Here is a 13,014-nt window from a genome sequence, read left to right as displayed (position 1 = left end):
CTGGTTAAAGCCCGAAACCAATCGCCGAGACGGCTTTGCCCATGATTTCTTCGCGATAAAAAGTGCTGCCCTGATCCGCGCCCGCGGCTCCGGCCACCATCATCATTGGCAGCAGGTGCTCCTCGCGCGGATGTACCTGGCGTGCGCCGGGGGCATCGCTCCAGTGATTGAGCGCAGCGGTGCGCTGGGTTTCGTCCTGCGCTGCGGCGTCAATCAGCCAGTCATCAAAGGCTTTGGCGGCGGCAGCATCGGCGGCTGAGTCGGCAAAAAATGCGCGCAGGTTGTGGTAGCTCAGGCCGCTGCCGATGATCAGTACGTTTTCATCGCGCAGCTGTGCCAGCACGTTTCCGGCAGCCTGATGCTCGGCCGGGTTCAGCCCTTTTTTTAGCGACATCGCCAATACCGGAATCTCTTCCTGCGGATAGGCGACCTTCAGCGGAATAAACACACCGTGATCCCAGGGCGCGTTGTTATCCACCGCCGCTCCGATACCGGCATCCTGCAGTAATTGCGCTGCCCGTTCTGCCAGTGCCGGAGCGCCCGAAGCCTGATAGCGGATCTCATAGGTATGCGGCGGGAAACCGTAATAGTCGTATTCCAGTTTCGGGTGTGAGCCACCGCAAAAGGTAAATACCGGCGCTTCCCAGTGGGCCGAAATCAGCAGAATGGCGCTGGGTGGTTGCGGCAGACGCGCAGGAATTGAACGCAGCATGGCGGCCATGTTATCCCACAGCTGCGGGTTGCCCGGCCATTCCATAAAAAAGCACGGGCCGCCGCCGTGGGGAATATAGAGACTCGGCTGGCGTTGGTTGGCTGACATATCGGTGACCTCAGTGATCGCGGCGTGCGGGTACCCACAACATTAATACAAACGCCCATACCAATGCTGCAAATCCCCAGATAAAGGTGGATGACAAACTGGCCCCGCCTTCAATGCCGAGTTTTGCCAGCCAGGGGCCGAGCAGCTGGGTGAAGCCATAAAGTGCAATAAGCGCAGCGCTTAACCTTGGTCCCTGATGCGGGTGCAGGCTGCGCGCCAGACGCTGGGTCAGCAGCACCGCGCCTAAGAACGTACCACCGACCAGAATGGCACAGAGCCACAATCCCGCCGACTGCTGCGGTAATAGCAACAGCGCTCCGACCCCTGCCGCCTGAATGGCGTAGTTCCACAGCAGTGCGGTTTTATCACCGATAGCGGCACCCAGGTGGTTCCACAGCCAGGTCGATGGCAGCGAGGTGATGGCAACCAACAGCCAGGCGCTGGGCACCAGCGTCAGTTGCCAGTCGGCGGCGACCGCCGGCAAAAAGGTCATCGGCAGAATGTAGCCTAATCCGGCACCGGCATAGGCCAGAAATAGCGGCGTACTGGCGCGATCCCAGAGTGCGGAATGATCGTCACCCTGCCCGGCCGGTGCATGGCCGGGTAAACGATGCAGATACCAGCTGCTCCACAACGCCAGCGGAATGGCGGCGATGGCCGCTGGCAGCCAGCGTTGCGGGCCGGCCAGCCAGGTGGCACTGAGTTCAACCAGTGCGCTGGAGCTGAGCAGGCCAATGCCCACACCCAGATACATCAGGCCACTGAGTTGCGCCTTCTGTTGCGTAACCAGCCACTCCAGCACCAGTGCTGGTGCCAGCACAAAGACCACACCGTTACCTATGCCGTTCAGCAGGCGCAGGGTGGCGAGGATTTCGTACTGGCTGACGAATACCTGCAGCAAAGTAATCAGTGCATTGCCGGTCAGCATCAGCGCCAGCGTAATACGGCCATGTCCACGCTGATAGAGAAACAGCGCCAGCATGGCACCGCTTAAATAGCCGACGTAGTTCCAGGTGGCGAGGGATGCCGCCTGAGACAGTGTGATCAGGCCGTCATCAACCAGTAGTGGCAGCAGCGGCGTGTACACAAAGCGGCCGAAGCCATGCACCACAATCAGCGATACCGCCGCAGCGATAATGGGCCACCAGTGGGAGGATGGCTGATGACTGGCAGTGGAATTCATACGCTGGCTCCATTAATGAGTATGTGCATGATAGGACTAAGTGCTTATAAGCCCAATCCGACTTAGGTTATGTCCGGAACAAGTCTGGTGAATGGGGCTCTTAATGGGCGCTTAAGGCGTGTGTTTCCCGTCTGTTGCGGGCATATGCTAATATCCGCGGCCTTCTATCTAGCCGGTTTGATGCACCATGAACGCTGAAACAGATTCCTTAACCCGCCAGCTGGCGTACGGCGCCGAACAGATGCAGATTGCCCTGACGGCAGAGCAGCTGAGTGCGTTACGTGCCTATCTGGATCTGCTGCAGAAGTGGAACAAAGCCTACAACCTGACCGCCATCCGCGAACCGGAGCGTATGGTTGCACTGCATCTGCTCGACAGTCTGGCGGTGCATCCCTTTGTGCAGGAAGCGGACAATATTGCCGACGTCGGCACCGGGCCGGGGTTGCCGGGCATTGTGCTGGCGATTATGAACCCGCATAAAACCTTCACCCTGCTCGACAGTAACGGCAAGAAAACCCGTTTTCTGTTTCAGGCGCGCACCGCACTCGGGCTGGATAACGTGACCATAGTGAACGATCGGGTCGAGGCATATCATCCCCCCCGGCCTTTCGATATGATTGTCAGCCGCGCTTTTGCCTCGCTCGCCGATATGACCCACTGGTGTCAGCATCTGCGCGCTGAGCAGGGCTGCTTTCTGGCGATGAAAGGGCAATATCCACAGGATGAAATTGCCGCCATCGCCGACAAATTCCGCGTGGTGGCTTCCGATGCCATCAGCGTTCCCGGTGTGGAAGGCGAACGGCATCTGCTGCGCCTGCTGCCGGTTAATACCAACGATTGAAGGCGGATCGCCGTCAGGCACTGAAGGAAGCTGAGTTGTGAGCAAAGTTCTGGCAATTGCGAATCAGAAAGGTGGTGTCGGCAAAACCACGACCGCGGTGAATCTGGCCGCCTCGCTGGTGGCGACCAAGCGCCGCGTGCTGCTGGTGGACCTCGATCCGCAGGGCAACGCCACCATGGGCAGTGGTATCGACAAGCACGATCTGGATGTCTCTTTATACGATGTGCTGACCGGCAAATGCCGCACCGCCGCCGCGATTCAGAAAACCGAAGCGACGGCTGGCTTTGATCTGCTGCCGGCCAATGGCGACTTAACCGCTGCCGAAGTGGAGCTGATGGATCTGCCACGGCGCGAAAGCCGCCTGCGTGAGTCGCTGGCTGAAATACGCCCGGATTACGACTACATCCTGATCGACTGCCCGCCGTCATTGAATATGCTGACGGTCAACGCGCTGGTGGCGGCTCAGGGAGTACTTATCCCGATGCAGTGCGAGTACTACGCGCTGGAAGGTCTGAGTGCTCTGATGCAGACCATTGAGTCGATCAAGGCAACTTCTAATCCGAAACTGGAAATCGAAGGCCTGCTGCGCACCATGTACGATCCGCGTAACAGCCTCACCGTTGATGTTTCCACCCAGTTGATCAGCCATTTCGGCGACCGGGTGTATGGCACTGTGATTCCGCGCAATGTGCGTCTGGCCGAAGCGCCAAGCCACGGCGTGCCGGTGCTGAGTTATGACAAATCCTCGCGTGGTGCGGTTGCTTATCTGGCCCTGGCCGGAGAAATGAACCGCCGCACCCGTCAGGCCGCGACGGCCTGAAAGCTGAATAAGGTTATCTGAACGCATGACAAAGAAAAAACGCGGCCTTGGCCGTGGCCTCGACGCCCTGCTGACCAGCTCGCGGGCGGCCGCCGTCGCCACTCAGCCGGACAACGCAGAGAACATTGAAAGCAGTGTGCCGGCTGAGGCCGGTGAGTTGCGTCACCTGCCGGTCGAGTGGATTCAGCCGGGCCAGTATCAGCCGCGCAAAGACATTCAGCCGGAAGCGCTGGAAGAACTGGCCGCTTCTATTAAGGCGCAGGGTCTGATGCAGCCGATTGTGGTGCGGCCACTGGCTAGTGCCGACGATCGTTTTGAAATCATTGCCGGTGAGCGCCGCTGGCGCGCCTGCCAGCTGGCGCAGCTCGATACCGTTCCGGCTTTGATTCGTGACGTGGCCGACGATGCTGCCATTGCCATGGCGCTGATTGAGAATATTCAGCGTGAAAACCTGAATCCGATGGAAGAAGCGGCGGCTCTGCACCGCCTGCAGCACGAGTTTGAACTGACGCAGATGGAAGTCGCCGAAGCCGTGGGTAAAAACCGTGCCACCGTTGCCAACCTGCTGCGTCTGATGAATCTGAACGAAGACGTAAAGCGCCTGCTCGAGCACGGCGATATCGAAATGGGCCATGCCCGCGCCTTGCTCGGCTTAAGTGGTGGCCAACAGAGCGAAGCCGCGGCGCAGGTTGTCAGCCGTACGCTGACTGTACGCCAGACCGAAGCGCTGGTGCGTCATCTGCAGGAAGGCAAAAGCGCAGATAAAACCGCCAGCAAACCCAACCCGGATATTCAGCGTCTGGAGCGTTTACTGGGCGATCGTCTGGGCGCCAAAGTCGCCATCAAGCACAGTGCCAAAGGCAAAGGCCAGCTGGTGATTAACTACACCAATCTGGATGAGCTGGACGGCATTCTGGCGCATATCAAGTAAGTTACTGAGCGTAGGCATTGCGGCTGTTCAGCAGCAGCGAATGCCTCACTCCCCCTTCTTCTAACACCGACCAGACCGCGGCTTTCTGACCCTGGCTGAACATCAGCAGGCTTTCGTCACGGGCTAGAGACATATAGTTCATAAACATATCGGCGCTGTCGCAGGTTGAACTCGGGTGGGAGGGGTTCAGGCCGCCGTAATTACTGCTGCTCAGTGGTGTATCACTGATGCCGTCATCAACGTTACAGCTCTCCTGCTCACCGGCGATGTGTTTCAGCCCCAGCCAGTGGCCGACTTCGTGGGCGGTGGTTTTGCCCAGATGCAGCCCCTGCTCCAGTGGCGGTTCTGTGCCAAAAGCCAAAGTGGCGATAAGCACACCATCTTCTTCCGCCGGGTCGCCGGGCAGGCTGGCGCGTCCGGCCAGCCCAACTCTGCCATGGTGGTTGCGCATATCACTGACCCAGATATTGAGATAGCGCTCCCGTGGCCAGGGATCTTTGCCGCCTAAGGCGCTGTAATGCAGATAGCGATAACCCCAGCGGTATTCCTCCGGTGCCAGCTCAATATTCTGCGTGGTGCGGGTAATGCCGGTGGTTGGTTGCCCCTGCGGGTCGGTTGTGGCCAGTTCAAAGCGGATCTGCATATCGGCGATAAATGGCTGAAACTCTGCCGGCACCTGGCTCAGGTCATCATTCTGGCGGTTGAATGCACGGTTCAGTGCGGCTATTTGCGAGTGAACTTTAGCGACGCTGATACGGCTGTCATCAGACGCGGGATGTTCCATGACATGAACCACCACCGGGATGGTCAGGCCGGCGACAGGCGTGTCGGGGTTTTCTGGCTGTGGCGTAGGGTTCTGGGATGAGTTATTGTCGCCGCCGCAGGCACTGAGCAGCGATAGCAGCAGTAAGAGGATTCCCTTCTTCATTGGTTGTTCCGGACAAAAGCAAAAGGGGCAGCCTATGCATGTGAAGGGCGAATGCAAATGGCTATTGATAGAACTCTGTGTACCCTTCGGAGGCATAAACGTCAGGATGCCACGGGGCGTCTGAGAGTGGCGCTCAGGCAGCATTAAGTAAGTCATCACTTTCTTACGTAAGCCTGACAAATCCTGACGTTGGGACTCGCGCAGCTCAAACTGGTGCGGGATTCAGCCTTTGCCTGACCTGCATCATACCTATTGGTCGAATTATTCTCGTTTTGCCCCCCGGTTTCGGTTGAAGCTGAAGGGTCGAGCCAATATAATCACCGCGCCTTAAAATAGGCTGTTGCAGATTTTTGACCAATTGTGGGGCTAAGGATGACAGGCATACCGCGTCCTCCGGCCTACCGGATCGTGATTTTACAACTGATCCTGACGGTTCTGGCCGCATTGGTTGCCTGGTTGCATAGCGATGTAGCCGCCAAGTCGGCATTGTTGGGGGGCTTAACCTGCGCCCTGCCTAATGCGTACTTTGTCTGGCGTGCGTTCCGTTATAGCGGAGCCCGGTCTTCTGTACAGATCGTACAGTCGTTTTACCAGGGGGAATCCTGGAAATTTGTGCTGACGGCGCTGAGTTTTGCTGTGATTTTTCAGCGCGTCGAGCCTCTGAATGTTCTGGCACTGTTTGCTGCGTTCATAACAGTGCAGCTGGGCCATCTGGCCGCAGCAAAGATAGCTAATTTATAAACCTTTGGAATTGAGAGTGAACAATGGCTGGTAACTCCCAAGAGTATATCTCGCACCATTTAACCAATCTGACCTACGGCAAACTGCCTGCTGGTTATGTTCGTCATAATGCGGATGGTACTGAAACTGAACTGACTGAAGCGACCTGGACTATGGCTCACAGCGGCCAGGAAGCAGCAGATATGGGCTTTTCTGCGGTACACGTGGATTCCCTTGGCTGGTCTTTTGGTCTCGGCGCTATGCTGATGTTTTTGTTCTGGCGTGCTGCCAAAAAGGCCACCACTGCGGTGCCTACCGGCTTCCAGAACTTCGTGGAAATGATCGTCGAGTTTATCGACAACACCGTTAAAGAAGCATTCCATGGCAAAAATGCACTGGTTGCTCCTCTTTCCCTGACTATTTTTACCTGGGTCTTCATGATGAACTTCATGGATTTGATCCCGGTTGACGTGCTGCCAACCATTTTTGGTGCTTTGGGCGTTCACTACATGAAGGTTGTTCCTTCTACTGACGTGAACATCACCCTGGGTATGGCTCTGACTGTTTTTGCCATGATGATTTTCTACTCCATCAAGGTTAAAGGTATCGGCGGTTTTGTGGGCGAGCTGACGCTGCACCCATTCAATGCGAAAAACCCTGTTGTCCAGGCGCTGTTCATTCCGGTTAACTTCTTCCTGGAATCGATCGCACTGATCGCTAAGCCGATCTCTCTGGCACTGCGTTTGTTCGGTAACATGTATGCCGGTGAGATGATCTTCATCTTGATCGCGCTGATGTTCTCTGCTGGTGCTTTCCTCGGTCTGCTGGGCGGTGTCCTGCAGTGGGCCTGGGCTGTTTTCCACATTTTGGTGATCACACTGCAAGCGTTCATTTTCATGATGTTGACCATCGTGTATCTGAGCATGGCGCACGAAGATCATTAATTTTTTTAACCCTTAACTCACTAACTTAACTTCTATATTTGGAGATAACTATGGAACAAGGTCTGGTATTCCTGGCTGCGGCTCTGATGATCGGTCTGGGTGCTCTGGGCACAGCAATCGGTTTTGGTCTGCTGGGTGGTCGTCTGCTGGAAGGTACTGCTCGTCAGCCTGAACTGGGTCCAATGCTGCAAGGTAAAATGTTCCTGATCGCTGGTCTGTTGGACGCCGTGCCAATGATCGGTGTTGGTCTGGGTCTGTACCTGATGTTCGCTGCCTAAGGGTTCATGTAACAACGAACTTCCTTAATCAATGAACATGAGGGCTCTGGCGTGAACATTAACGCGACTCTGATCGGCCAGATCATCACTTTCGCTATCTTCGTGTGGTTCTGCATGAAGTTTGTATGGCCTCACCTGCTGGGTGCTATGCAAGAACGCGAAAAGAAAATTGCCGATGGTCTGGACGCAGCTAACCGTGCCGAACGTGACCTGGAACTGGCTCAAGAAAAAGCCGCTTCCCAGCTGCGTGAAAGTAAAGAAAAAGCTGCTGAAATCATCGAACAGGCTAACAAACGCGCTAACCAAATCGTCGACGAAGCTAAAGAAGCTGCTCGCGCCGAAGGTGAGCGTCTGGTAGCTGCTGCTCAAGCTGAAGTTGAGCAAGAGGTGAACCGCGCTAAAGAAGTTCTGCGCAAGCAGGTGTCTGAGCTGGCCGTGGCCGGTGCAGCCAAAATTCTTGGTAAGTCAGTTGATGCGGCCGCTCACTCTGAGCTGCTGAACCAATTAGCTGACGAGCTGTAAGCGAGGTTTCCATGGCTGAATTAACAACTCTCGCTCGGCCATACGCCAAAGCGGTGTTTGCTGAAGCAAGTGAGAAAGGTGCATTGGACGCCTGGTCTGCGGACCTGGCATTACTGGCAGCCTGTGTTGCCGATGCCGATATGGCAAAAGTACTGGTGCATCCGTCTCTGACTGCGCAACAGCAGGCACAGGCTTTAACCGACGTATGTGGCGACAAGCTGAATGAAGCAGCCAAAAACCTGGTAGCCGTTCTGGCGGAAAACAAGCGCCTGATGCTGGTGCCTGAAATCGCAGCTCTGTATGAAGAGCTGAAAGCCCAGTTGCAGAACACGGTTGACGTAGTCGTCACCTCCGCGTTCGAACTGAGCAATGAGCAGGCCGATAAACTGGCACAGGCCCTTAAAGCCAAACTGCAGTGTGATGTACGTTTGACCAGCGAAGTCGATGAGTCTCTCATCGGTGGCGCCATCATTCGTGCCGGGGACTTGGTAATCGACGGCTCCGTAACCGGTAAGCTGTCAAAATTAGCCGAAGCGATGAAATCCTAGTTTGAGGGACGATGCATGCAGCAACTGAATCCATCTGAGATCAGTGAAGTCATCAAAAAACGCATCGAAAATCTCGATGTGACTTCACAAGCCCAGAACGAGGGCACCGTCGTATCTGTATCTGACGGTATCGTTCGTATTCACGGTCTGGCTGACGCCATGTACGGTGAAATGATTGAATTTGAAGGCGGCGTATACGGCCTGGCAATGAACCTGGAGCGTGACTCCGTTGGTGCCGTTGTTCTGGGCGAATACAAAGGTCTGGCTGAAGGTCAGACTGCCAAATGTACTGGCCGTATTCTGGAAGTACCAGTTGGTGAAGCCCTGCTGGGTCGCGTAGTCGACACTCTGGGTAACCCGATCGACGGTAAAGGTCCGATCGAAACCAACCTGACTGCTCCGATTGAACGTGTTGCGCCTGGCGTAATTGCACGTCAATCCGTTGATCAGCCAGTTGAAACTGGTTACAAAGCGGTTGACTCCATGGTGCCGGTAGGCCGTGGCCAGCGTGAGCTGATCATTGGTGACCGTCAGACTGGTAAAACTGCGATGGCTATCGACGCCATCATCAACCAGAAAGGCTCTGGTATTAAGTGTATCTACGTTGCTATCGGTCAGAAGCAATCTTCTATCGCTAACGTAGTACGCAAACTGGAAGAACACGGCGCGATGGAACACACCATCATCGTCGCGGCAGGCGCGTCAGACCCGGCAGCAATGCTGTTCCTGGCTCCTTACGCCGGTTGTGCGATGGGTGAATACTTCCTGGATCGTGGTGAAGACGCTCTGATCGTTTATGACGATCTGACCAAGCAAGCATGGGCATATCGTCAGATCTCCCTGCTGCTGAAGCGCCCACCAGGCCGTGAAGCTTACCCAGGTGACGTATTCTACCTGCACTCCCGTCTGCTGGAGCGCGCATGTCGCGTTAACCCAACTTACGTTGAGCGCATGACTAACGGTGAAGTGACAGGCAAAACCGGTTCTTTGACCGCTCTGCCAATCATTGAGACTCAGGGCGGTGACGTTTCGGCGTTCGTACCGACCAACGTGATCTCTATTACTGACGGTCAGATCTTCCTGGAAACCAACCTGTTCAACTCCGGTATCCGTCCGGCGATGAACGCGGGTATCTCTGTATCCCGTGTAGGTGGTGCTGCACAGACCAAGATCATCAAGAAACTGGGCGGTGGTATCCGTCTGGCTCTGGCTCAGTACCGTGAACTGGCGGCTTTCGCTCAGTTTGCATCGGACCTGGACGAAGCGACTCGCGAACAGTTGGAACACGGCCGTGCCGTTACCGAGCTGATGAAGCAGAAGCAGTACGCGCCAATGTCCACCGCTGAGATGGGTCTGGTGATCTACGCTGCGACTGAAGGCTTCCTGAAAGACGTTGACGTGAACAAGATTCAAGCGTTTGAAGCTGCTCTGCTGAGCTACGCCAACAGCGTTTACGCTGAACTGATGGCGAAGATCAATGTGAAGGGCGACTACAACGATGAAATCGCCGCCGGTCTGAAAGAGTGTATTGAGAAATTCAAGAGCACTCAGACCTGGTAAGTCCGGTGCTGGCGGCCCGGCAACGGTAGCCGCCAGCTGGATTCACTCAACGTAGGGCAGCTAAATGGCAGTCGGAAAAGAGATTAAAGAGCAGATTACGAGTGTAAAAAGCACGCAGAAAATTACTTCAGCAATGGAAAAAGTTGCTGTAAGTAAGATGCGTCGCGCTCAGCTGCGCATGCAGGAGAGCCGTCCATACGCGGATAAAATCCGTGATGTGATTGGTCATCTGGCAAATGCGACATCTGAATATCGTCACCGTTATCTGCAAGACCGCGAAATCAAGCGTGTTGGTTATATCGTGGTGTCTTCCGACCGTGGCTTGTGTGGCGGCTTGAACAACAACCTGTTCAAGCGTGTTGCACAGCAGTCCAAAGAGTGGAAGAACAAAAGTGTGGAAGTTGACTTCTGCGCTATCGGCTCCAAAGCCGGTCTGTTCTTCAACAGCTTTGGCGGCAACGTAGTAGCCTCCCAGTCTCATCTGGGAGATGCTCCTGAGTTGGCGAGCCTGATCGGAGCGGTAAAAGTGATGCTGGACGCATTTGACAATGGTCAGATCGATCGTCTGTACATCATGCATAACCGTTTTGTGAACACCATGACCCAATCGCCAGAAGCGGTGCAGTTATTGCCCCTGAAGGCACAACAAGACGATTCACTGAAACACCATTGGGACTACATCTACGAGCCTGATGCCAAAGAGATCCTCGAAGGTCTGCTGGTACGCTACGTAGAATCTCAGGTGTATCAGGGTGTGATTGAAAACAACGCCTGTGAGCAGGCCGCGCGTATGCTGGCGATGAAAAACGCCACCGATAACGCTGGCGGCATGATCAAAGAGCTGAACTTGCTGTATAACAAAGCTCGTCAGGCAGCAATCACCCAGGAAATTTCAGAAATCGTTAGCGGTGCCGCGGCCGTTTAAGGCCCGGGAACACAGGTTTTAAGGTTAAGAGGAACCGAATATGAGCGGACGTATCGTACAGATCATCGGCGCCGTTATCGACGTGGAATTCCCACGCGACGTGGTGCCTAAGGTCTACGACGCCCTGACCGTAGATGGTACTGAGACAACCCTCGAAGTTCAGCAACAGCTGGGCGACGGCGTAGTTCGTACTATTGCGATGGGCTCGACAGAAGGTCTGAAACGTGGCCTTCCTGTAACAAACTCTGGCGCTCCAATCTCTGTACCTGTTGGTATCGAGACTCTGGGTCGCATCATGGACGTGCTCGGCCGTCCAATCGACGAATGTGGTCCTATCGGTGAGAAAGAAGTTGCTTCTATTCACCGTGCAGCACCAAGCTTCGACGAACAAGCAGCAAGCACCGACTTGCTGGAAACTGGTATCAAAGTAATCGACCTGGTTTGTCCATTCGCTAAGGGTGGTAAAGTTGGTCTGTTCGGTGGTGCCGGTGTTGGTAAGACCGTTAACATGATGGAACTGATCAACAACATCGCCAAGGCACACTCCGGTCTGTCTGTATTCGCCGGTGTTGGTGAGCGTACCCGTGAAGGTAACGACTTCTACTACGAAATGGCTGAATCCGGTGTTGTAAACCTGGACGACAAAGTCAAATCCAAAGTAGCAATGGTTTACGGTCAGATGAACGAGCCACCGGGTAACCGTCTGCGTGTAGCTCTGACTGGTCTGACCATGGCCGAAAAATTCCGTGACGAAGGTAAAGACGTACTGTTGTTCGTAGACAACATCTACCGTTACACCCTCGCGGGAACCGAGGTATCTGCACTGCTGGGTCGTATGCCTTCAGCGGTAGGTTACCAGCCAACTCTGGCAGAAGAGATGGGCGTTCTGCAGGAACGTATTACTTCTACCAAGACTGGTTCCATTACTTCGGTACAGGCCGTATACGTACCTGCGGATGACTTGACTGACCCAAGCCCGGCGACCACTTTCGCCCACTTGGACTCAACCGTAGTACTGTCACGTGATATCGCTTCTAAAGGTATCTACCCTGCGATCGACCCACTGGATTCCACCTCCCGTCAGCTGGATCCACTGGTAATCGGTAACGAACACTACGACGTAGCTCGTGGCGTTCAGGGTGTTCTGCAGCGCTACAAAGAGCTGAAAGACATCATCGCGATTCTGGGTATGGACGAACTGTCCGACGAAGATAAGCAGCTGGTAGCCCGTGCACGTAAGATCGAGCGTTTCCTGTCTCAGCCATTCCACGTGGCCGAGATCTTTACTGGTGCGCCTGGTAAGTACGTGTCTCTGAAAGAAACCATCCGTGGTTTCCAGGGCATCCTCAATGGTGAATTCGATGACCTGCCAGAACAAGCGTTCTACATGGTTGGTACCATCGACGAAGCTATCGAGAAAGCCAAGAAAATGTAACTTGGGCGGGTCAGGGAGCGAGTAGTGTAGTCCGCTCCCCGGCCTCCTCAGTCTGAGGGAAAGATTATGGCGATTACCGTCCACTGCGATATCGTCAGCGCCGAAGAGAATCTGTTCTCTGGCCTGGTAGAGCGTGTTGTGGCGTCCGGTGTACTGGGTGATCTGGGTATTGAACCCGGCCACGCAGCGCTGCTGACCCCACTGAAACCAGGTCCGGTCCGTATTGTTAAGCAAAACGGCGAAGAAGAGATTGTTTACGTCTCTGGCGGTTATCTGGAAGTTCAGCCCAATACAGTAACCGTACTGGCTGATACGGCGGTGCGCGCAAGCGACATCGACGAAGCAGCTGCTCTGGAAGCTAAGAAACACGCTGAGCAGGCGATTGAGAATCAGGGTGCAGACTTTGATTACTCACGTGCACTGACTCAGTTGGCAGAAGCTGCGGCTCAGCTGCGTACTATCCAGCAGATCCGCGAAAAACTCGGCAAGCGTTAAGCTTCCCCTGTTTTCTGCAAAAGAATCCCGCTCTGTGCAAACAGCGCGGGTTTTTTTATGTCTG

General features: G+C 54.9%; 15 protein-coding genes. 12 read left to right on the top strand and 3 right to left on the bottom strand.

The features are described from left to right. Nucleotides 1-4 precede the first annotated feature (4 nt). The gene (locus LGT44_RS00075) at nt 5-820 is read right to left on the bottom strand and encodes a DODA-type extradiol aromatic ring-opening family dioxygenase (protein WP_230331766.1); all 816 of its coding nucleotides are present in this window, start codon (nt 818-820) and stop codon (nt 5-7) included. 10 nt (nt 821-830) lie between these two features. Then, nucleotides 831-2,003 (bottom strand): YbfB/YjiJ family MFS transporter, encoded by a 1,173-nt coding sequence (locus LGT44_RS00070; RefSeq protein ID WP_230331767.1) that lies wholly within the window; start codon nt 2,001-2,003, stop codon nt 831-833. A gap of 187 nt (nt 2,004-2,190) precedes the next feature. Here LGT44_RS00070 and rsmG point away from each other — a divergent pair, with 187 nt between their 5' ends. From rsmG to LGT44_RS00055, 3 genes are read left to right on the top strand one after another with little or no spacing between them, the layout of a single operon-like run. After that, nucleotides 2,191-2,844, top strand: coding sequence for a 16S rRNA (guanine(527)-N(7))-methyltransferase RsmG (rsmG, locus tag LGT44_RS00065; RefSeq protein WP_145467393.1), 654 nt, complete (start codon nt 2,191-2,193; stop codon nt 2,842-2,844). A 37-nt stretch (nt 2,845-2,881) separates the two neighbouring features. Continuing rightward, nucleotides 2,882-3,664 carry a ParA family protein gene (locus tag LGT44_RS00060; RefSeq protein ID WP_145467395.1) on the top strand — a complete coding sequence of 261 codons (783 nt, stop codon included), beginning with the start codon at nt 2,882-2,884 and terminating at the stop codon, nt 3,662-3,664. A 25-nt stretch (nt 3,665-3,689) separates the two neighbouring features. Then, nucleotides 3,690-4,595, top strand: a complete 906-nt coding sequence (locus LGT44_RS00055) for a ParB/RepB/Spo0J family partition protein (RefSeq protein ID WP_230331768.1) — start codon at nt 3,690-3,692, stop codon at nt 4,593-4,595. A 1-nt stretch (nt 4,596) separates the two neighbouring features. On the opposite strand, the gene LGT44_RS00050 is transcribed toward LGT44_RS00055, so the two are convergent. Then, on the bottom strand, nt 4,597-5,523 hold the full coding sequence (locus LGT44_RS00050) for a M43 family zinc metalloprotease (protein WP_230331769.1): 927 nt from the start codon (nt 5,521-5,523) through the stop codon (nt 4,597-4,599). Between the two features lie 372 nt (nt 5,524-5,895). Between LGT44_RS00050 and LGT44_RS00045 the strand changes: the two genes are divergently transcribed. The 9 genes from LGT44_RS00045 to LGT44_RS00005 all read left to right on the top strand — a co-directional run bounded on the left by LGT44_RS00045 (nt 5,896) and on the right by LGT44_RS00005 (nt 12,950). Continuing rightward, nucleotides 5,896-6,264 carry a F0F1 ATP synthase subunit I gene (locus LGT44_RS00045; protein ID WP_145467405.1) on the top strand — a complete coding sequence of 123 codons (369 nt, stop codon included), beginning with the start codon at nt 5,896-5,898 and terminating at the stop codon, nt 6,262-6,264. Nucleotides 6,265-6,287: 23 nt separating this feature from the next. Further along, a complete protein-coding gene (atpB, locus tag LGT44_RS00040) occupies nt 6,288-7,187 on the top strand; it encodes a F0F1 ATP synthase subunit A (RefSeq protein ID WP_145467407.1) in 900 nt (299 codons plus the stop codon). A gap of 50 nt (nt 7,188-7,237) precedes the next feature. Then, on the top strand, nt 7,238-7,465 hold the full coding sequence (atpE, locus tag LGT44_RS00035; protein ID WP_015488783.1) for a F0F1 ATP synthase subunit C: 228 nt from the start codon (nt 7,238-7,240) through the stop codon (nt 7,463-7,465). Nucleotides 7,466-7,516: 51 nt separating this feature from the next. Beyond that, on the top strand, nt 7,517-7,987 hold the full coding sequence (locus tag LGT44_RS00030; RefSeq protein ID WP_145467409.1) for a F0F1 ATP synthase subunit B: 471 nt from the start codon (nt 7,517-7,519) through the stop codon (nt 7,985-7,987). A gap of 11 nt (nt 7,988-7,998) precedes the next feature. After that, entirely contained in the window at nt 7,999-8,535 is a 537-nt protein-coding gene (locus LGT44_RS00025; RefSeq protein WP_145467411.1) for a F0F1 ATP synthase subunit delta, read from the top strand. 15 nt (nt 8,536-8,550) lie between these two features. Beyond that, nucleotides 8,551-10,095 carry a F0F1 ATP synthase subunit alpha gene (gene atpA / locus LGT44_RS00020; RefSeq protein WP_145467413.1) on the top strand — a complete coding sequence of 515 codons (1,545 nt, stop codon included), beginning with the start codon at nt 8,551-8,553 and terminating at the stop codon, nt 10,093-10,095. A gap of 64 nt (nt 10,096-10,159) precedes the next feature. Then, complete coding sequence (atpG, locus tag LGT44_RS00015) at nt 10,160-11,020, top strand: F0F1 ATP synthase subunit gamma (RefSeq protein WP_145467415.1); 861 nt, start codon at nt 10,160-10,162, stop codon at nt 11,018-11,020. A gap of 40 nt (nt 11,021-11,060) precedes the next feature. Then, nucleotides 11,061-12,455: a F0F1 ATP synthase subunit beta gene (atpD, locus tag LGT44_RS00010; protein WP_145467417.1), complete on the top strand. Its 1,395-nt coding sequence runs from the start codon at nt 11,061-11,063 to the stop codon at nt 12,453-12,455. A gap of 66 nt (nt 12,456-12,521) precedes the next feature. Beyond that, a complete protein-coding gene (locus LGT44_RS00005; protein WP_145467419.1) occupies nt 12,522-12,950 on the top strand; it encodes a F0F1 ATP synthase subunit epsilon in 429 nt (142 codons plus the stop codon). Nucleotides 12,951-13,014: the final 64 nt, after the last annotated feature.

The sequence above is a fragment of the Thalassolituus alkanivorans genome (genome assembly GCF_020447205.1).
Taxonomy (GTDB): domain Bacteria; phylum Pseudomonadota; class Gammaproteobacteria; order Pseudomonadales; family Oceanobacteraceae; genus Venatoribacter; species Venatoribacter alkanivorans.
This window is presented reverse-complemented; position numbering and strand designations above follow the sequence as displayed.